17 protein-coding genes and 1 other RNA gene are annotated in these 21493 nt (G+C 37.5%); 9 read left to right on the top strand and 9 right to left on the bottom strand.

Features of this window, described 5'->3' with window-relative positions; all coding sequences use genetic code 11:
• Positions 1–65 precede the first annotated feature (65 nt).
• The 3 genes from FNN09_RS21580 to FNN09_RS12295 all read left to right on the top strand — a co-directional run bounded on the left by FNN09_RS21580 (position 66) and on the right by FNN09_RS12295 (position 2707).
• Entirely contained in the window at positions 66–761 is a 696-nt protein-coding gene (locus tag FNN09_RS21580) for a flavin reductase (protein WP_143302662.1), read from the top strand.
• A 126-nt stretch (positions 762–887) separates the two neighbouring features.
• Positions 888–1463 carry a rubrerythrin gene (gene rbr, locus FNN09_RS12300; protein WP_143302661.1) on the top strand — a complete coding sequence of 192 codons (576 nt, stop codon included), beginning with the start codon at positions 888–890 and terminating at the stop codon, positions 1461–1463.
• 98 nt (positions 1464–1561) lie between these two features.
• Complete coding sequence (locus tag FNN09_RS12295) at positions 1562–2707, top strand: pyridoxal phosphate-dependent aminotransferase (protein ID WP_185968979.1); 1146 nt, start codon at positions 1562–1564, stop codon at positions 2705–2707.
• A gap of 53 nt (positions 2708–2760) precedes the next feature.
• Here FNN09_RS12295 and FNN09_RS12290 read toward each other — a convergent pair whose 3' ends face one another.
• The gene (locus FNN09_RS12290) at positions 2761–3228 is read right to left on the bottom strand and encodes a MaoC family dehydratase (RefSeq protein WP_143302659.1); all 468 of its coding nucleotides are present in this window, start codon (positions 3226–3228) and stop codon (positions 2761–2763) included.
• A gap of 376 nt (positions 3229–3604) precedes the next feature.
• On the opposite strand from FNN09_RS12290, the gene FNN09_RS12285 reads away from it, so the two are divergent.
• The 3 genes from FNN09_RS12285 to FNN09_RS12275 all read left to right on the top strand — a co-directional run bounded on the left by FNN09_RS12285 (position 3605) and on the right by FNN09_RS12275 (position 8665).
• Entirely contained in the window at positions 3605–6031 is a 2427-nt protein-coding gene (locus FNN09_RS12285) for a TIM-barrel domain-containing protein (RefSeq protein WP_143302658.1), read from the top strand.
• A gap of 9 nt (positions 6032–6040) precedes the next feature.
• Entirely contained in the window at positions 6041–7903 is a 1863-nt protein-coding gene (locus tag FNN09_RS12280; protein WP_255434103.1) for an alpha-amylase family protein, read from the top strand.
• Positions 7904–8035: 132 nt separating this feature from the next.
• Positions 8036–8665 (top strand): hemolysin III family protein, encoded by a 630-nt coding sequence (locus FNN09_RS12275; RefSeq protein ID WP_143302656.1) that lies wholly within the window; start codon positions 8036–8038, stop codon positions 8663–8665.
• On the opposite strand, the gene FNN09_RS12270 is transcribed toward FNN09_RS12275, so the two are convergent.
• The 3 genes from FNN09_RS12270 to folP are packed head-to-tail and all read right to left on the bottom strand — an operon-like array spanning position 8666 to position 11204.
• Positions 8666–9550 (bottom strand): TIGR01777 family oxidoreductase, encoded by an 885-nt coding sequence (locus tag FNN09_RS12270; protein ID WP_255434102.1) that lies wholly within the window; start codon positions 9548–9550, stop codon positions 8666–8668. It abuts the gene before it with no gap.
• Between the two features lie 34 nt (positions 9551–9584).
• Entirely contained in the window at positions 9585–10352 is a 768-nt protein-coding gene (cdaA, locus tag FNN09_RS12265; RefSeq protein ID WP_143302655.1) for a diadenylate cyclase CdaA, read from the bottom strand.
• A gap of 6 nt (positions 10353–10358) precedes the next feature.
• On the bottom strand, positions 10359–11204 hold the full coding sequence (gene folP, locus FNN09_RS12260) for a dihydropteroate synthase (protein ID WP_255434101.1): 846 nt from the start codon (positions 11202–11204) through the stop codon (positions 10359–10361).
• Between the two features lie 397 nt (positions 11205–11601).
• Between folP and mdh the strand changes: the two genes are divergently transcribed.
• The 3 genes from mdh to ssrA all read left to right on the top strand — a co-directional run bounded on the left by mdh (position 11602) and on the right by ssrA (position 13944).
• Positions 11602–12528 (top strand): malate dehydrogenase, encoded by a 927-nt coding sequence (gene mdh, locus FNN09_RS12255; protein ID WP_143302654.1) that lies wholly within the window; start codon positions 11602–11604, stop codon positions 12526–12528.
• Positions 12529–12757: 229 nt separating this feature from the next.
• The gene (locus tag FNN09_RS12250; RefSeq protein ID WP_143302653.1) at positions 12758–13393 is read left to right on the top strand and encodes a hypothetical protein; all 636 of its coding nucleotides are present in this window, start codon (positions 12758–12760) and stop codon (positions 13391–13393) included.
• A gap of 150 nt (positions 13394–13543) precedes the next feature.
• Positions 13544–13944: a transfer-messenger RNA gene (gene ssrA, locus FNN09_RS12245) on the top strand.
• A gap of 337 nt (positions 13945–14281) precedes the next feature.
• Here the strand turns inward: ssrA and FNN09_RS12240 are convergent.
• The 5 genes from FNN09_RS12240 to FNN09_RS12220 form a co-directional block, all read right to left on the bottom strand.
• Positions 14282–16213, bottom strand: coding sequence for a DUF3604 domain-containing protein (locus FNN09_RS12240; RefSeq protein WP_143302652.1), 1932 nt, complete (start codon positions 16211–16213; stop codon positions 14282–14284).
• Between the two features lie 167 nt (positions 16214–16380).
• Positions 16381–17277, bottom strand: coding sequence for a metal ABC transporter substrate-binding protein (locus tag FNN09_RS12235; protein ID WP_143302651.1), 897 nt, complete (start codon positions 17275–17277; stop codon positions 16381–16383).
• A gap of 34 nt (positions 17278–17311) precedes the next feature.
• Complete coding sequence (locus FNN09_RS12230) at positions 17312–18490, bottom strand: ABC transporter permease (protein ID WP_143302650.1); 1179 nt, start codon at positions 18488–18490, stop codon at positions 17312–17314.
• Positions 18487–19152 carry an ABC transporter ATP-binding protein gene (locus tag FNN09_RS12225; protein WP_143302649.1) on the bottom strand — a complete coding sequence of 222 codons (666 nt, stop codon included), beginning with the start codon at positions 19150–19152 and terminating at the stop codon, positions 18487–18489. Before FNN09_RS12225 ends, FNN09_RS12230 begins: the two co-directional genes overlap by 4 nt.
• A gap of 65 nt (positions 19153–19217) precedes the next feature.
• Positions 19218–21485 (bottom strand): HupE/UreJ family protein, encoded by a 2268-nt coding sequence (locus tag FNN09_RS12220; protein ID WP_143302648.1) that lies wholly within the window; start codon positions 21483–21485, stop codon positions 19218–19220.
• Positions 21486–21493: the final 8 nt, after the last annotated feature.

Genomic DNA, 21493 nt, shown 5'->3' with positions numbered 1-21493 from the left:
CAGTTCCATTCTAACTTGCTAATTAGTAAATTGATGTTTAATTATTCACAAAACAACCCCAACAAATGAATATCGAAGCCTTTTTTAAACTAAGCTATGGTCTTTACATCATTGCTACAAAAAACAAAGACAAACTCAATGCCTACATCGCCAACACCGCTTTTCAGGTGACGGCTCAACCACCACAAATTGCCATTAGCTGCAGCAAAGACAATTACACATGCGGCATGATCCAATCAAGCAAAATCTTTTCAATATCTGTTCTTAACCAAGAAGCCAAGTCGGAAACTATCGGATTGTTTGGCTACAAAAGCGGGAGGGATATAAACAAATTCGAAAATATAAGTTACACAACAGCCACTACCGGAGCACCTATTGTCAAAGAAGACTCCATAGCCTGGTTTGATTGTAGGGTTAACAATATGATTGATGTTGGCTCTCACATTGTTTTTATTGCCACAATTGAAGACAGTGATTTGTTAGAAAATAAACCTCCGTTAACTTATGCACACTATCACGAGGTTAAAAAAGGTTTAGCTCCTAAAAATGCACCAACTTATATCGATGAGAAAGTACTAAACCAATCTAAATCGGAATCAACAACAAAAAAATACAAATGCTTAGCTTGCGGATACATTTATGACCCGGATTTGGGTGATGAAGAAAATGGCATTCCGCCAGGAACTGAGTTTGAGGGCTTACCAGAAGACTGGCTTTGTCCTACATGTGGCTCAACAAAGGATATGTTTGATCCAATATAATAAGCAGTATTTAGATACTTCCTAAATAAGGCAGATCAATGCATAAAACCTACTATTTAACATGATGATATACTATATTTGTTTTTGCTACCCTGGCAATATTTTCAAACATCAAAATGAACAACAATGGAAAGCTTAAAAGGAACTAAAACAGAACAAAACTTACTGAAAGCTTTTGCAGGCGAATCACAAGCTCGCAATCGCTATACTTATTTTTCAAAACAAGCAAAAAAAGAAGGCTTAGAACAAATTTCTGCTATCTTTTTAGAAACAGCTGAGCAAGAAAAGGAACATGCGAAGCGTTTCTTTAAGTTTCTAGAAGGCGGAATGGTAGAGATAACAGCAAGTTATCCAGCAGGTATTATTGGGGACACAAAAGCTAACCTACAAGCTGCAGCTGATGGAGAAAACGAAGAGTGGACAGAATTGTATCCTGAATTCGCAAGAATTGCGGAAGAAGAAGGTTTCAAAGAAGTAGCTGTTGCGTTTAAAATGATTGCTAAGGTAGAAGCTCATCACGAAGCAAGATACAGAAAGCTATATAGCAATTTGGAGGAAGGTAAAGTGTTTGAAAAAGATGGAAAAGTAACATGGATGTGTCGTAACTGTGGCTTTATTCACGAAGGTAAAAAAGCCCCAAATACATGTCCTGCCTGCCTACATTCACAAGCATATTTCGAAATGAACGAACCCAATTACTAGACCGCAGAGTTAAGTATTGGCATTCAGGAGGGCACTTTTATAGTTGCCCTCTTTTTTTTGTACAAAAAGCACTTATTTTTGCAAAAAAAGTCAACTATATGAATATCGATGAGCGCATAGCAAACACACATTTTCCATTACCTGCCATACGAGAAGTTAATCAATCTAAACACAGCACAGGCATCAGCCTAGGCCTTGGCGAACTGAAAAATTTTGAAGTTGACGATCAAATTTATTCAGCCATGTGCAATAGTTGGAAAAATGGAGGTGCAGCGTATACCCAAAATGCAGGCTTACCACAATTACGAATGGCAGTGGCACAAAGACAACAGGAGCAAGATGGCCACATATACGACGAAGAAAATGTAGTTATCACCGTTGGTGTTCAGAATGCAATTTACACCTCCATCAAAACACTTAAAAAATTAGGTGCTAAACGAATTCTAATTCCATCAATACATTTTGGAATTTATAAGAAAATACCAGCTGAATTTGATCTGGAAGTACATTGCTATCCATTGAGTGATGACTTTAGCATTGATACAGTAGGACTCGAGGCCATGTTACTGCCTGATGATATCGTTATTATTAACTCGCCCTCTAACCCCACAGGTATCGTATTCTCGAATGATCATTTAGAAGAATTAGGCGCTTTATTTCGTAAAAAACTTAGCAATGGCTATGTTATTGCCGACGAAATATACGGAGCATTGGTGTACGATGGAGCGCCATTCACAAGCTTCTCGAAATATTTTGATCGCACAATAGTTGCGGATGGAATTTCTAAAAGCGGAGCGGTTGCAGGGCTTCGTGTTGGATGGTTAATAACGCGAAACAAACAATTAGCTAAAGCCTTTACGTCTAACAATGCAAGTGTAATTAGTGCTCCGCCAACTGTTAATCAGTATGCTGCAATACCTGTTGTTGAAGGCAAAACACAAAATACCATTAGTCGATACAATAGCATACTTAAAGCCAACAGAGATGAAGTGGTTCAACTACTCGAAGAATTAAACATTCCCTACAACCTTCCGAGAGGAAGTTTTTACATCTTTCCCAAATTGGATCAGATAGTAGGTACTAGTACAAAATCATTTTGTATGGATACAGCCTCAAAAGAAAATGGAGTGGTTGTTATACCAGGGATTGCTTTTGGCGCCAAGGAGTATATCCGCATTTCACTGGCTACTAATCAAATGAAAGAAGCCTTAATTCGCCTTAAAAAATCAATCCTAAATTACTAAACAAAAAAAAAGGTGCCCATGGGCACCTTTCTGAATATTTTTGAAATACAACTCTAGGCATTAAAGTGATACAAGAAAACAATTTCACCTTCGTAAGCTGGTTTTCTATTTCCTTCAATTTCAAGTTTAATACCAATATTTGCCTTTGTAACACCACGTAGGTTAACCACATTATTAACCTTGGCATGCAAGCGAACTTTGCTATTTACCAATACCGGTGCATTAAATTTCAATTTTTCAATACCATAATTAACCTGCATTTTCAGGTTTTGCACATCTACAATTTGATTCCAAAGGTGCGGAAGAATTGAAATTGTTAAATATCCATGTGCGATGGTATTACCAAATGGCGATTCAGTTTTAGCTTTCCCAGCATCGGTATGTATCCATTGGTGATCCAATGTTGCATCAGCAAAAAGGTTGATCTGCTCTTGAGTAAATTCATGATAATCAGAAATTCCAAGGTCACTACCTATTAACTTTTCTAATTCGTCAAAACTCTTAATAACTACTTTACTCATTTTTTTAGTCTTTAAATAATTGAAAGCGCTAAGATAAAATAAATCAATTAATCACAATTATCTTATCAATGACTAATCTTAATATCATGAGAAATATCCTTGTTTTTACTTCAGCAAAAAGCGCATACACCGAAAACGTTTGCAATTTAAACAACAGACAAAAGTGCATTATGTAGAACCAACTCCTAAATCCATCCCCAACAATTGTATCTATCACTAAATCTATTACTTACACACTAAAAACACAGGAATTCATTCGTATATTTAATCATTGCCCTACAGCAGTTTATAAAGCAAATAACATTCTGTATTTGTAACTTGGCACTTGTCAAGCATACGAACCATTGCCCGAACACTCATCAAAAAACATTAAATTATGACTTATCAAAAGCTTTTAGCCATATGCGCATTATCCTTTTTTAGCCTTTTTTGCATTCAAGCGCAAAACAAAGAGAGAGAGGTGCTTTCCAGTCATTTCGAGAATAATGTATTAAGCATGCAAGTATCCGATGGTAGAATCACCATAACACCCTATTCAGATTCTAACTTAGAAATTGTTTTTGAACCCGATACCAGCAAGCATATTTTTCCATCCAATGCCATAATTGATGAACCCTATCTTGATAGAGTTATATTCGATGAGGACGATAAGCAAATTCAACTACTCACAACTAAAATTGGTGTTATTATCAACAAGCATCCATATAGTATTACCTACAATTACAAAGGGCAGTATCTGATCTCTGAAGAAGCAGGTTATTTTAATGAAAATGGATCAAAAGGATTTCGCTTTAATTTAGATAAAGATGAAAAAATAATGGGTGGCGGAGAACGCGTCCTTGGTATGGATCGTCGAGGTCATCGACTTGAATTATACAACAAAGCCAGTTATGGCTATCAAACTCATGCCGAATTAATGTATTATTCCATGCCTTTACTAATCTCGTCGAAACAATACATGATAGGTTTTGATAATGGTGCAAGTGGTTTTTTAGACATTGGTAAAACAGAAGAAGACATTTTACAGTTCGAGACGAAAGGCGGACGCATGAGTTACTTTATTGTAACGGCTGACAATTGGCGGGAACTAGCTGTTAACTTCACCGAATTAACAGGACGACAACCAATGCTACCTCGTTGGGCACTGGGCAATATATCTTCTCGTATGGGCTATCGCTCTCAGGGACAAGTTGAAAGTGTAATTGATAAATACATTGAAGATGACATCCCTTTGGATGGCATTGTGCTTGATTTATATTGGTTTGGACCGGATGTTACTGGTCACATGGGAAACTTAGAATGGGACTTTGATGCTTTTCCTGAACCAGAGAAAATGATGCAAAACAATAAAGAGAAAGGCGTTAAAACCATCCTCATAACGGAACCATTTATTCTTAAAGAAAGTGGTAAATATCAGGAGTGCGCCGAACAAAATTTATTGGGAACCGATTCAATAGGTAATCCTTATATATTTGATTTCTTTTTTGGTACCACTGCCCTATTGGACATTTTCAAACCAGAAACTCAAAATTGGTTTTGGAGCGTTTATAAAAAACACACATTAAGCGGTGTTGATGGCTGGTGGGGAGATTTAGGAGAACCTGAGGTTCACCCCAATGACCTGATGCACATTAATGGAAGTGCCGAAGAGGTGCATAACTTGTATGGACACGAATGGGCCAAAACAATTTTCAAAGGGTATCAGCAAGATTTCGCACAGCAGCGCCCTGTCATTTTAATGAGATCAGGTTTTATTGGTTCGCAACGTTATGGATTAGTTCCCTGGTCGGGCGATGTTAGTCGTTCATGGGGTGGTTTGCAATCACAGGTTGAAATTTCCTTGCAAATGGGAATGCAAGGCTTAGCTTATATGCACTCCGATCTTGGTGGTTTTGCAGGCGACTACAAAGACGCTGAACTATACACTCGTTGGTTGCAGTATGGCGCATTTCAACCAATATTTAGAACCCATGCCCAGGAAGAAATACCACCAGAGCCTATTTTTTGGGATGACTCCACTAAAAACATCGTACGCGATTACATTAAACTTCGTTACCAATTGATGCCCTACAATTACACTTTAATGTATGAAAATAGCGCCATGGGTATTCCAATGATGCGTCCTTTGTTTTATGCTGATAATAACCCCGCCCTGCTGGATGATACCAAAACCTATTTATGGGGCGATTACATACTTGTATCACCTGTTGTTGAAAAGGGAGTTACCAGTCAAAAGGTTTATCTACCCAATGATGCCATTTGGATCAATTATTTTTCTGGAGAAAAGGTTATTGGTGGACAAACAATTGATGTTCCTGTTGATATTAATACCATACCAATATTTATTAAGGCTGGCTCTTTTATTCCAATGGTACCAGCATTTCAAAACATGGATGAATACACATCTGAAAACCTGACTCTCCATTATTATCACGACACAAGGATTTTGCATGGTAGAGGTTACATGTATGAAGATGATGGCATTACGAGTGATCTGAATCAAGAGCCTGCATCTGAAACAATTACTTTCGATTGCTACAACAGAGGTAATTTAACCTTTAAAATAGTTCCAATCAGTTATGAGTATGAAGGTAAACCATCCGTCAGACATATTGAGTTTGTTATACATGACTTTAGTTCAAAAACAAAAAACATACAAATTGGAGAAGATAAATTCAAAGTAAGACGATCAAAAAGAAAGTACAAAGAAGAAGAACAGGGTGCAATTTACAATTCCAAAACTGGCGAACTAAAAGTCAAATTCCTGTTAAGAAATAATACTGTTGAAATAATAACTGAATAAAATATGCATATGTACAAAGGTATTTTTATAACACTACTGATGATGCTTCTTTTGGTGGCCTGTCAGCAATCCACAAACAAACAAGAAGTTGTTGAAGCCGAGAAAAAAGCAGTCGTTTATCAGGTATTCACACGCTTATTCGGAAACACCAATACCAATAATCAACCATGGGGCACCATTGAACAAAATGGGGTTGGAAAATTTAATGACTTTAACGATAAGGCCTTAAATGAACTAAAAGAACTTGGCGTAACCCACATGTGGTACACGGGTGTGCCTCATCATGCAGTTATTAATGATTATACAGCATTTGGCATTTCGAATGACGACCCAGATGTTGTAAAAGGAAGAGCTGGGTCGCCCTATGCGGTTAAAGATTATTACAACGTTAACCCTGATTTAGCTCTTGATCCAGCCAAACGCTTGGAGGAGTTCTTGGCGCTTGTTGAAAGAACTCATAAACATGGGATGAAAGTATTAATTGATATAGTACCAAATCATGTCGCACGACATTACGAAGGAAAAAACAATCCTGAAGGGGTCAGTGATTTTGGTGCCAATGACGATACGTCAGTTGAATATGCTATAAATAATAACTTCTATTACATACCAAAACAATCGTTTAAAGTTCCAAATGCAGAAAATAACTACCATCCACTAGGTGGCGAAGAACATCCTTTGGCTAATGGCACTTTTGATGAGAATCCGGCAAAATGGACTGGTAATGGCTCACGATTGGCACAGCCACATTTTCACGACTGGTACGAAACCGTTAAAATTAATTACGGGGTTCGCCCCGACGGCACCAAAGATTTCCCCTCATTACCCGAGGGATATGATCAAATGGATTATAAAGCTCACTATAAATTTTGGAAAGATAAAACTCTCCCTGATTCATGGATTAAATTTCGGGATATTGTTATTTATTGGACAAAACTTGGGGTAGACGGGTTTCGCTTTGATATGGCAGAAATGGTACCAGTTGAATTTTGGAGCTACTTAAACTCATCTATTAAAACAGAAAATCCAGATGCCTTTTTATTAGCCGAAGTGTATAATCCAAGCCTTTATCGCGACTACATTCTAAAAGGTAAAATGGATTATTTGTACGATAAGGTAGAACTATACGATACGCTTAAGCACATTATGCAAGGACATGGATTAACTGATAACTTACCTGCCATACAAGAAGGGTTGAAAGATATCGAGCACAACATGTTACACTTTCTTGAAAATCATGATGAACAGCGCATTGCAAGTCCTGAATTTGTAGGAGATGCTAAAAAAGGCATGCCAGCAATGGTCGTATCTGCTTGTATAAGTACGGCGCCAACCATGTTGTATTTTGGCCAGGAAGTTGGCGAACCAGGTAATGAAAATGCAGGTTTTGGAACGCATAGCAGAACCAGTATTTTTGACTACATCGGTGTTCCGCATCATCAAAGGTGGGTTAACAATGGTCTGTTTGATGGAGGACAGCTTACAAACTCAGAAAAAGAACTAAGAAACTTTTATAAGCGCTTACTAAATTTCACCATTAACAGCACGGCACTAATGGGAGAATACAGTGAGATACATACTTTTAACAGAAGTAACACAGAGGGATATGGAGATAAAGCATTTAGCTTTGTTCGCTGGTCGCAAAGCGAACAATTAATAATCACCACCAACTTTAACGCTGAAGACACACATGCTTATCAACTTAAAATCCCATCAAACATTATTAAAAAATGGCAACTTAAAGATGGAGAATACAATCTAACTGATCAGCTTTATTCAACAACTAACACCTTAATCGTTAAAGATTGCATTGGCCATGTTAAAATTTCGCACCAGCCACTGCAATCGTTTATTTATAAACTTAGCAACTAGAACATAAATCAACCAAGAGAGCAACTACAGTGCAGTTGCTCTCTTTTGTTTTATTCAAAACCTCCACCTATCATTTTTAATTCAATCCAACAATAAGCTCTTACATTTTCCTTTTTACCTTTGAAATAAAAAATGCAAGCCAAACCAAACTCCTACTCTCCACTTGAAGAACAGCTAAATGTATATAGTCATTTAATTGGAATAATATTGGGCACCATCGGCCTAGGTTTTCTTCTTGTAAAAGCTAGTAACGAAGTCGAATACTTTGTTTACAGTACATATGGCATCTGCATGGTAGCACTTTTCACCGCTTCAACACTCTATCATTCGGAGACCAAATCCTTGCGACGACAAAAGTTAAAAGTATTTGATCATTGTGCAATCTACTTAATGATTGCTGGCTCCTACATTCCTTTTCTGGTATTAGGCATAGGCGATCAATGGGCACTTATTCTTTTATCAGGCGTTTGGATCCTTGCTTTAGGCGGTATCGCATTAAAACTTTTTTATACAGGTCGATTTAAGCTTTTATCAACCATTAGTTACGTTCTTTTAGGTTGGGTAGTGGTAATCGCTATTAAACCCCTAGTTAATTCACTATCATCTTCTACTCTTCTATGCTTAGCCGTAGGAGGAGCATTTTACACTTTAGGCGCCATTCTGTATCAAATTAAACAAATCCCATACAACCATGCCCTATTCCATGTATTTGTGCTAGCTGGGGCCTATGCACATTTCCATGCTATTTATTGGCACTTGTAATTAGAGAAGTAAATCATCTAAAACTGATTTAAAATCAGGGAAAGCAAAAGGAAATTCATCATTCAGCAATCGTTTAGGAATCACTTTTTGCCCAACCAGTAAAACATCGGCTCCATCACCTAATAGAAGTTTCAATACTTTTTCTGGGATGACTGGTAATATCGTTTTCCTGGTTCTGTCCTTTAGTGCATTTGTAATCTCCAGGTTAGAGATCATTTGAGGTGCCACCAAGTTATAGATACCACTCGACTCAGTACGTTGTATGAGATACCAAAAAGCACTCAGCAAATCATTTAAATGAATAAATGGAAAAACCTGATGGCCATCGCCAAGCTTAGCACCTAAACCATATTTAAACGGTGTTAACATCCGAGGGAAAGCACCTCCCTCGTTACCTAACACAACTCCAAGCCGAACAATACAAAGTCGTACTTTATCAATATGCTGAACTTTATATGCTTCTGTCTCCCAACTATGGCAAACTTCTCCTAAAAAATCATTGGCATAATTTGTCGAAAACTCATCGTGCACCTCAAAACTATCGTACACTCCTACCGCTGATGATGAAATAAACAAATCAGGCTTTTTGTCGAGAAGATGAACTGCATCAACCAGTCTACGAGTTGTTTCAACCCTACTTTTTTTAATCTCTTTTTTATAAGGTATGGTCCATTTCTTAGCGGCTATAGGCGCGCCTGCCAAATTTATGATAATGGAACAGCCTGAAATTTTCAACATCAGTTGTTCTGCTGATTTCAAAAAGTCTTTCCTAAGCAGAGGCACTACCTCATACCCATTCTCTCGAAGAAAATCTGTTAAAGCTGTACCAATAAAACCTGTTGCCCCACTAATGGCAACTTTAATATGTTGAGGCTTTTGAGCCATGTTTGTGTACTTCTTAATAATTCAACTTAATTCCCTAGGATTTGTTTAAGAACTCCTGCAATTCTTCTTCAGCCACACCCATTTCCATTTGACCTTTACTAAAAAATGAAATTCGCCCTGTCTCCTCCGACACCACAATTGCCACTGCATCAGTCGATTCAGTAATTCCCATCGCAGCACGATGCCTTAAACCAACTCTTTTTGGTAAGTCGGTATTTTGGGAAACAGGTAAAATACAACCAGCAGCTTTAATTTTATTTCCAGTAATAATAACCGCTCCATCGTGCAAAGGACTATTTTTAAAGAAAATATTCTCTAATAGTTGAGATGATATAACGCCATTAATTAACTCACCTGTTTGCACGTAATCAAGCAATTCGGAATCCTTGGTAATAACTATTAAGGCACCAGTTTTAGTTTTGGCTAAAGATACGCAAGCTCTTACTACTGGTTTGTTGTATATCGTCATCATACCTTTTGATTCAGACATAAACACCTTTTCCATTGAAAACTTAACCCCTACATTATAGCGCGAACCAAGAAGCAATAAGAAACGCCGTATTTCTTGCTGAAAAACCACAATAAAGGCAAGCACCCCCACATTAACCACATTATCCATAATGCTTGATGAGAGCTCCATACCAAATGCCTTGATTAACAACCAAAACAATACGAACGCAAAAATGCCGAGTAAAATATTAAGGGCAACTGTTCCCTTTATCAATTTATAAATACGAAACATTAAATAGGCCACCAAAACGATGTCCACTATATCGATGAAACGTATATCTAGAAATGTCATTAACGATTATGCTTTTGTGAGTTGATGCACTAAATTAATACATTCTACGGCTTCTTTAACATCATGGACCCTTAAAATATTAGCACCACTTAATAAAGCACTGGTATTTAACACGCTTGTGCCATTCAATGCCTCATCAGGATTTACATCAAGCAACTTATATATCATCGACTTACGAGAAACACCAACCAGTAAAGGCAAGTCAAATAATTGAAACTGCTTTAACTCACGTAACAACTCATAATTTTGATCTAAAGTTTTCCCAAAACCAAATCCTAGGTCTAAAATGATGTCCTTGGCTCCAAAAGCATAAAGTTTCTTTAATTGTTCAGAAAAGAATAATGATATATCATTAATCAAATGTTTATAGATAGGGTTCAACTGCATGTTTAGAGGAGTGCCTTGCATATGCATTAAAACATATGGAACGCCTAACTTCCCGATAACCCCAAACATCTTTTCATCCATCATACCGCCAGAAATATCATTGATTATATCTACGGCATAATCATTCACCACCATTTCACTCACTGAAGCTCTAAAGGTATCAACAGAAATAACAGCATCAGGATATTCGCTGCGTACCCATTTCAAAGCCTGTTTCAGTCTTTTTGTCTCATCTTGCTCCGACACATGCTTAGCTCCTGGTCTGGACGAATAGGCACCAACATCAATAATTTCAGCACCCTCCTTTAATATCTGCTCACATCGATGTAAAACATCCTTTTGGTATTGATATTTTCCGCCATCAAAAAATGAATCAGGCGTTATATTTAAAATACCCATTACCATCGGCTTATCAATGGTTTTTATAGATCCTTTTAAATTAATTGAGAAACTATTTTTCATCATATTCTGGAAATTTTAAACATGCAAGCCATCTTATTGTTATAATTCTGACAAAGCTAAAAATTTTGTAGTTAATCTACCAGACAAGCCTTTGCCCTAGTATATTTTTTACTGGACAATAAACAGACTACACTTATTAACATTATTGGGGCGATATTTAAATAGAGAATTTTTTCATTAAATATTATTACTCATAATTGATTGATATAGTTAAAAATAACACACAGGTTACATTTACTAACAAACGTTAAACCCTTGAAAAACCAAGTAGCCTGTAAATATTGTTTTATATTTGCGTGTGCTGAAAATTAAACAAATCACATGGTTTGTGTTAAGCATTTTTTTTCAGTGCAATCCAAATTGAGAAATTTATTATAACACTAATTAATACGTTTTTATTATGAAAGTAACCGTTGTTGGAGCTGGTAATGTAGGTGCCACTTGTGCAGACGTTCTTGCATACAGAGAAATCGCTAACGAAGTTGTTCTTGTTGATATTAAAGAAGGCGTTGCCGAAGGTAAAGCACTTGACATTTGGCAAAAAGCTCCGATTAACTTGTACGATACACGTACCATTGGTTCTACTAATGATTATAAAAAAACTGCTGACTCAGATGTTGTTGTAATCACTTCAGGATTACCGCGTAAGCCAGGTATGACACGTGATGATCTAATTTCAACGAATGCGGGCATTGTTAAATCTGTAACAGAGCAGGTTGTTAAGTATTCTCCTGAAGCTATTATCATTATTGTTTCGAACCCATTAGATGTAATGACTTATCAAGCTCATTTGACTTCTAAATTCCCACGTACAAAAGTTATGGGAATGGCAGGAATCCTTGATACGGCACGTTATCGCGCCTTCCTTGCTGAAGCACTAAATGTTTCTCCAAAAGATATTCAGGCAGTATTAATGGGCGGACATGGTGATACGATGGTTCCACTACCTCGCTATACAACTGTTGCCGGAATACCAGTTACTGAGTTAATTGGTGAAGAAGAATTAAATGCAATTATTGAAAGAACTAAGTTTGGCGGTGGTGAATTAGTAAAATTAATGGGAACATCGGCATGGTATGCTCCTGGTTCAGCTGCAGCTCAAATGGTTGAAGCCATTGTTAGAGATCAAAAACGCGTATTCCCTGTTTGTATTAAATTAGATGGAGAATATGGTATTGATGACTGTTATCTAGGAGTACCGGTAATACTTGGTAAAAATGGTGTTGAGAAAGTAATAGAGCTTGACCTTAATGAAGAAGAAAAACAATTGTTACAGACAAGTCGTAAGCATGTACTTGAAGTAATGAAGGTGCTAGAAAATGCTTAATCGTTAGCTTTTATATAAAGTAATAGCAAACTATATTATCAAATCCTGTCAATATTATTGGCAGGATTTTTTTTGTTCGATTGCGAACAATACGTTGTCGCAAATCCGTTCATAAAACAGCAAGCAACAACCACCTCCATCAATCTTAAACCCTATCCTACTGGACATTACAGAATCTGGCACACATTCTGATATACAAGAGACGTAACAAATAATGGAGGAAATCACGATGAAAACTACAGTTAACCACAGCCACAAAAACTCAATAATCAATTACCTATTTTTCGGAATTGCAGCAAGTATATTCACATTGAGTATTTTCTTTTCGGTATACCAACAAGAAGAAAAAGCAGATTTTTACAAAGACATGTCATATATGGTAAATTCACGTATAACTAAGCCAGTTGCAAACACGGCTATCACAGAAACCTATCCCGTGAATTTGAAAGAAATGTTTACTGAAGCAGAAGCCACAATAACACTTGAACCATGGATGAGTCAGCCGTTTGACATTACTAACAAAACAATTGCCAGTAGTGCCACATATACAGAACCAGCTATTGAAGTAGAAACATGGATGACAGACCTGAATCTATGGAATACACTCCCTTCAGCTACACACTTTGAAGAGGAAGCCATGGTTCTTGAAAGCTGGATGCTAAACACAAATGAGTGGGCTGTATTTAGTACAGCAGGTGCCTATGCCAACAATGAGTTTACTGAAGAAATTCTATTATTGGAAGATTGGATGTTAAGTCTTAATTCTTGGTCAGCGGTATTTAATGATATCGATTTTCAAGAAGTTCCTTTAGCAATTGAAAATTGGATGCTAGATAGTTCAGATTGGTTAGCACACACTAAATAACTACTATATAATTTCCTTCATAAGCCGAGCTACTTTGCTCGGCTTTTTTTATTCTATAAAATAAACTTCTTATAGCCAATTACGCTAAAACAGTATAATTAATAGTTACAGCAAGCAATATTTTATTATTTTTGCATCGCATTACTTAAAGGGGCTGACGTGGATTTGACAGCTTGGCAAAGTGGTGTGTAAGCATGTCGAGCGTTGTGGTACCGGCTCGTAAAACCCGGATCTCAAACTTTTTAATTGGCGAAAATAATTTTGCTCTTGCTGCTTAATCGAATCATAGTAGATTAGCTTTATTTCAGTACGAGGTACAGAAACAAGACATCTCACGAATGCTAATGTTTTGAGGCGGTTCGTATTAGAGATGCTGGAAAATCGAAACTAGGAAAATATAAGCCTTGGGTTTTTTCCGAAATTTAAGAGGATAAGGTAATAATCGGTGGCTTTGATCCAGTTATTACTCGAAAAATAAGTCATAGCTAAACATGTAGAAAGCGCATAGCTTCCTTGTCTGGACCGGGGTTCGATCCCCCGCAGCTCCACAAGCAAACAATAAATCACTCCTTCAAGGAGTGATTTATTGTTTAAACACTACGAAAAACTCCTGATTATTGGATACTTATATCAGTATCTAAAAGCCCCTAAGTTATAACAACGAAAGGCTTGCCTACAATCAACCTCACTGAAAATGTAGTTAAACCGATAGTGATACGAGGGTGGGTTGATGAAAAACCCAAGAAATATTAAAGACAATCCAATAATTTCTGTGCCAAGTGTAAAGAACACTTACAAGTCGACTCATTTGATAGTGCACTACAAAAAAAGGTCAACAAAGTGTTAATACACTCTATTGACCTTTACTATTTTATTAAAGCTGATATGCTATTTTGGAGGATTATACCATATTGGTGAGGTATAGGCTCTTTCCTGGCCAATTAATTCAACACCTTCTGGAAGATGTGCTCCCAAACGTACTTTATCATAAACCAACCACCTCGGTGTAGGTATTTCAATAACTCGTGCATAATAGAAAGCCTTCTCATTAGCATCAAAATCAGGGTCAGTCCATACGGCCATTAATTCCGAAGAACCAATGGTGTTTTTCCAACTAGCAGATTCTAGGTCAACAGTATTGCCAACAGGCGTGTGGCACCTTCCTTTTTTATCAATTTTACGGTCGCCAGAGACAGCCACATCATAAATTCGTTCATGTAGTTTACCATTATCGTCTTCCCAACCTTTGATGATTTGAATACGATCAAGATTAGCTCCTACAGGGTCGCGTAAGGCATATACCATAAAATTTGGAGCTTTAACTCCAGAGCTTTTACGTAAGTCGCCACCCATTGGCACACCTTTTTCATATCCTACAAATGCAGGGGCTCTACTTCTAAGATCATCATCAGTAAATTCCCAACCGCCAAAAAAGCGAACCGGAATTCGTGGGCCTGTTGTAGCATAGGTTTCTTTACGTTCCATGGCATCAAAAATAGCCTCGCGCGTATTTTCTGCAGCCCAAACGCCTTGATATCCAGATGCAGCAATCATATCACCGCTTATCTCGCCTAATTCTGATTTGACAAAAGGATGCTCAACCCTATGCTTTGATGGTTCTACACTCACCGATTTACCAAAAAAGTTATCTTCTTCAGCAGTAGATAGTGATGTATGACTATCTGTGGCTCCTACCATTCCGAACTTATAGGGATTAGTACCAAACTTGGTTTCCAACATTAAGCCATTCTTCAAGGCTTCGCGAGCATACTCACCTGATAACATTTCAGGCTTCTTTAATTCTGAAATATCCAGATTACCCACATCCCATGTTTCGTAATCCGCGAATTCATCGTCAGGCGAAAGATAAGGATGGGTTTCACCATCACCTTTTATCTGAGTCACCTCATATAATGGTTCCCATTTTGCTCTTTGCTCCACATAATTCTTATCAACAACTCCACCTGCATAGGTTTTATCAACAGGGAAAATCCAGCCATTTGAAAGATTACCATTATGCGCTAATGCTAAAGCCTGCCCCCCTGTTTTTTCTTCATACATCTCCAACCATTTGTATAACTCAAGAGGATCTGTAGAACCCAAAGGAGGCAGTGTTACCATTGGAACGACTTGACCGGCTCTGGTTTTATCATCTCTAAGAATAACATTACGGTGTAAGTTAAAACCTTTCGGAACAGACGTCCATTCGTATCCAATAAGAGCGGTGAATTTACCTGGTTCGTTATATTTATCGGCTGTATTAATAATGTCTTGCCAAAGATTATTGTAAACTTTAGAACCTGGACTGTAGTCATTTAACATACTTTCAGGCAGTGTACCCTGAGCGAAATTTTGTATTAATTCAAATGCTGCTTTACCCGCATGTTCACCACCTTTTTCAAAGGCTTCGTGCCACTTTTTCCCAAGGGGTTCTGCAAGAACATTTGGAGATCCTTTCTGTATCCCTACTGCTAAGCCCATTAAATCTGAATGATCAGTAATTACTACCCAATCCAAAGGACGGCCTAGCTTAACAGGCAAACCTGTTGAAGAAGTAATCTCTTCTCCACGTACTAACCTATAAGCGTCTTCATGCCCCAAAATATTACCAAACAAACCAGCATCAAGAGAAACACTGGTATGTAAATGTGTTTCACCCCAATACACATTACTTGGGAAGTTTCTTTTGGCGTAGGGCGAATAAGTTTCACCGGGATATAGGCCTTTGATATTTTTCATATCAGGTGAGCCAATATCCTGTGCCTGTGACATCCCAGAAAGGATAAGTACGGCACAAATGAGAGTTACCATTTTTTTCATAGTATACCTTTTTATTATGATTTGATTATTTTAAAATTATGACTTAAAAAAATTACAACTTATTTCATCAATAGTCAAGTTATCTAAACAGGTTAAAATAAACATCTTAATAAGCTGCAACAATCATATGCCTTTGTTATTAAAAAGACAATTTTAATGACATACAATCACGATAATACATCAATCAAACTCTTTATATTCCTATTCATTACACTCATAAAATCACCTTGTGCAGGTTTATTGGCACAAGGACTAAACACAACTACTGTAATATTTCGCTTCTGTAGTTCCTTTCTAATATCGTCGCCTGGCTCATTCTCCCAAATCATTACAGATGAAGGATGATGATCAAGCAAATGATCCAAATTGTGCCATTGTTTGGATGTTGGCATTACACCTGGCTCAAAATGAACACTGTGAATATGTAAATGATAAGCTGATGAAAGATATTGATAAACTGGATGAGAACCAATAATCATCATTTCTGATCCATTATCAAGTAGTTGCTTATGCATGGCCAACAACTCTTTTTCCAACAGTTTAAAATTCTTTTTAAGCGTGCTCTCTTTTTCTGGTAATAGTTTTATCAACTCTACTTGGATAGTTCGCGCTTGTTCAATCGCGATTTCAAAGTTTAGCCAAGTGGTAAAGGCAAAGCCAGTGTGCACATGCTCACCATCAGCCCCATGACTATGCGAAACACCCTCCTGTACTTCAATAAGTTTGTCAGCTATAGTTGCTGAGGTATTTACCACTAGTCGCTCAGGTAGACTTACGTTATTTAGCCAACGAGCATAGTTGGCTCCATTGGTAAAAATCACATCACTTTTCTGGAACGAACTAAGACTCTCTGAATCGGGCACCCAATATGCAGGATCTGATCCTTGATCTATTGGAAAATTAAGCTCAACAAAATCACCACCTATACGCTCAGTAAAATAACAGAGTGGATAATTGACCACCGAAACAACTGGCTTATCAGCAGCTATTTTTTGTTTATTATTCTTTTTGCTTCCGCACGATAACAAACAGAATGCAATTAATAGCAAGGGTAAGTTCTTCATTTGGTTAAATTTAAGTTTACGAATAGTTTAGTTACTAAAGAATAAATTGACGAATAAAAGCTTCTACAAAATAGCCAGTTACTCCATATAGCAATATGGCCAGAGATATACTTCCAAGTACTATAACAAAAAGCTCGGTGCAAATGATTTCGATTGTTTTGGTTTTACTTGAACCGATGGTAAACATGGTGTATAACTCTTTCTTTCGTAGTCGCAGTGTTAAAGCGATTATTAGGCTTAATATTAAAAAGGTTGCAAGTCCCACTAATATAAAGGCGGTATTAAACAGATGTTTTATCCGAAAGATGTTTTCAAGTAAATGCCTCACAACATCGGATGGCACAAGTATTTGCTCTTTAAAAGCTTCTGTTTTATAACGCCCCCTCAGCAGCGTGGCTGCTTTATGATGGTCCGGCACAAATATCACAGCACTTATAGGAAAAGTATTGGCATCTCCATGGAAATGAAAACTTTCCAAATCCTCCCCATTTATTTTGTTATAGATAAAAAGTTTGGCACTTGCTGTAATGTTTGAGCTGTCTTGCTCCAATATCAGGCTGAAGTCGGTAACCTTCTTCATGTCCTGATGACCATGCCCCAAACCCATGATTACCCAATTGGTTTTTAAATCAGTAAATACAGCTCTGTCATCGGGTGTGTTGGATGTATTTAGTACCCCAACCACTTTCATTTGAAGAGGATAGGAACCTGCTAAATCAAGAAAATTATCAGGCGAAGAAACCAAACTATCTCCGGGAGCGAGTGACAGTTCATCGGCTACATGACTACCGATTACACATTCGCCAACAAATTGAAGGTTACGGCCTGACGCTATCTCCAATCCTCTGAAATTAAAATAATCGAGTGTTGTGCCAACAATCGGATAGTCGCGGGCATTGAAGACTGATATTAAAGGTATGGAATATCCAAAACCCAATTTATCCAGCTTTTTGGTTTTGCTGTAAGCAATTAATTCAATATCACTTTGCTCCAGATAAATACTATTGATAACTAGGTCTGTAGCATTACCTTTAGAGCCGATAATTAGTGGTGTAGAATCGGCTCTCGCCATCATTTGCCGCTCACTTTCGCTAATTAGCTTACGAAGACCAAGTGGCAAATAGATAATCAGACCTATCGAGCCAATAAGAATAAGTGTTCGGTAGATGTGATATTGTAAATATTTTAAACCAAGGTATAGACTTTGAATCATGCCTTTTTAGATGTTAAATCATTAAAATCAATTACCGTATCAAATCCCTTTAACATGTCATAATCATGTGTTACCGTTATGAGGGTAGAGTCGTTTTTTGATGCATACGAGAATAAGAGTTGCATGATGTTGGTTTTGTTAGCAGGATCGAGGTTTCCCGTTGGTTCATCGGCCAAAATAATGGATGGCTTTGCAACTAGAGCTCTACATATTGCCAAACGTTGTTTTTCGCCATGCGAGAGCTGATTGGGAAACTTACTTAGTTTGCTTTTAATCGCCATTTCATCACACATAAGCTTTATCCAATCCTCAGTTTCCCCATTTACTTTGATGCTATTATTTATTTTAAACGGCAGTAGAATATTATCCAGTCCATTTAAGTAGGAGATCAATCTAAAATCTTGAAATACAAAACCTATGTCCTTAATTCTATAATCTCTTTTTTCTTTGTCTGACAAGCTTACAATGTGCCGATCGCCTACCTTAACATCTCCACTGTTGGGCTCTAAGATGCCCGCAATAAGATTCAGTAGAGTGGTTTTACCCGATCCACTTGGACCTATTACGGCTACCTTTTGCCCCCTCGCGATGCTTAATTGCTCGATGGCCAGCTTAAAGTCTGACCCAGGGTAATGAAATTCCAAATTACTAAGTTCTATCATGACTCCTTATATATTAAGCTAATCCTAGTTTTATCTTTATGTATTCATTACCAAACCAATTCATTTTAATACAAGCGCCTGGCATCGAGTATTTCAATATCGCTTATTTTCCAAACCTCCTCATCAATAATAAAGGTCACGAGAGCTCTGTATTTATTTTGCCGATAATGCGTATGTCCATAATGATTCACGGAACCGCGCACTGCCCATTCCACATCGGCCAAATAGTTATTTGTTTCAATCTTGTCAATTTTGTGCAGTTTGCTAATGCTAAGCTCATCAACTGTAGCTCGTGCTCCTCCCCTATTCTCCAAAGCCATTGATTCACGATTTTGCAAATAAATCTCGGCCAGCTGTTCATTGCTTACACTCAAAGCAAGGCGATCGTACACCTCATCTTCTTGCTTCTTATCAAACGCGCGATACACATTGGTAAGCAAATCGCTCAATAATATTTCGCCTTTTTCTAGGGAAGGCTTTGCATGAGAAACAATAGAAAAACCCAATGCAGGACGAGCAAATGGGAATAGAGCAAACCCCAGCATCGTTAATGACAAAAAGTAAACCTTTGTGCGTGCCTTGTAAACATGGCTCCTGTTAAAGAACCACAATGCAATAAATACAACAATTAAACACAGCCATAAGCTATAACTTACTATGGCTATGGGTTCACTTTCTACCTCAATGGGCTCAAGAGCTGGTACTTTAAAACCCTTGATGCGACTCTTCCACTTAATACTATTGTTTTCGGGTTTTAAAACAGCTGCAATGGTCGCATGAGGATCAACCATTGATAAATCGACGTCTTTTGTTTCAGGAAATAAGTCCCACGACGAGCGAATTGAATCAGGATAATTATCAGTCAGGTAGTTAAGCGATATGCCAACAATTGCTTCATCGAGGACCACATCTACAGCTGTTTCATTTATACTAACACCTCCTTTTCCGAGCCTTACGAAGTTCGCTGTCACACTTTCGGCAAATACAGCACTGTTATTGACAATTGTTCTATCTTTTTCACCAATCAACTGCACTAATTTGGCTTTAATCTCGGCTTGTTGTTGAGTGGTCATGATGTTGCCTTGATCGACTTCTAATCCAAGAATTCTCACAACTTCAGTTCCTTTTATCAATACCTCCTTACGTACTTCGTAGGGCTCAACCGAGAGAAAAACCATAATAGGAGTTGTCATAAAGCCTTTGCTTCTTGATACACCTGTGCTTTCTATGGGGTTATTTGTTGATGTCTGAACCATCACTTCATTACCTAAATTCTGAAAGTCGAGTGTGTGTTTTTTTCCTGCCCAAAGGTTATCTTCAAAAATGAACAGAACACAAAACACGGCCATACTACCAGAAAAAACAGCTAATAATGAAGACTTAATATTTAACTTCCGAGAAAAATAACTAAGCACAACTAGCAAACCAGCCGAGGCATAATTAAGTGCATCAATGGCCAGGTTAAAAGCAAATATGGCTTGTATTCGTTGAGTAAGCATTAGCTTTTCGGTTTGCAACTCATTACCAAAAGAAATACCGTGCAACAATGCAACGAAGAATACCAATATTGAAAGATATGGAGGAACCTTGCTTAGGTATAAATAGTAAGCGATATATATAACCAGTAGCAATAAAATCAAATCGGCATAAAGAAGATCGAAACCGATGATGCGCATCTCAGCAAGCACCATCGTTGTCATTTGACCAAGTGCAAATAACAATAGCAAACGAAATACACCTTTGACAGGTACTGCCAGAGCGATGCATACTATAAACAACAAATGCACTAGCTTAAATTTCCAATGTTTTAAACCTGATATAAAAAAGCTACTAAGCACATCAGCCCATGTATGTTCAACGGCCATAATTTGATTAAGCGGAACATGAATGCCATTAAGTGAGCGTGTAAAGAATCCTTTATAGGTATTTCCATCATTCCATTGTGCAGTAATATCAACCGCATTACGCGCCCAGGGAAGTATTATAACATCACTCGCTTGAAACCCATCTGAACTACAAGTAATATCTGCTTTTAATGTTACCCATTCTGCTTGAAATTCTCGTTGTGGGTTGGTGATAGTAAAACCATTGGGCAAAATAGGCTCTTTAAAAGAACCCAAAAAAGCCTGCGGTATATCCACCTCAAAATGAAAAGAACTATCACTTTGTTGAATCAAACGAACTTTGGCTATTCCTGGATCATCCGCTAAAAGCTCAGACACTCCAACACATAACAACAGTGCAACTGTCAACAAGAAACGCAGCAATTTTAGAATCGAGCTCTTAAAGATATCTAGTCGTGATAATAAAGGATGTATCGTTGTATTATTCATCTTTTTTT

The sequence above is a fragment of the Carboxylicivirga sp. M1479 genome (assembly GCF_007097485.1).
Lineage (GTDB): Bacteria > Bacteroidota > Bacteroidia > Bacteroidales > Marinilabiliaceae > Carboxylicivirga.
This window is presented reverse-complemented; position numbering and strand designations above follow the sequence as displayed.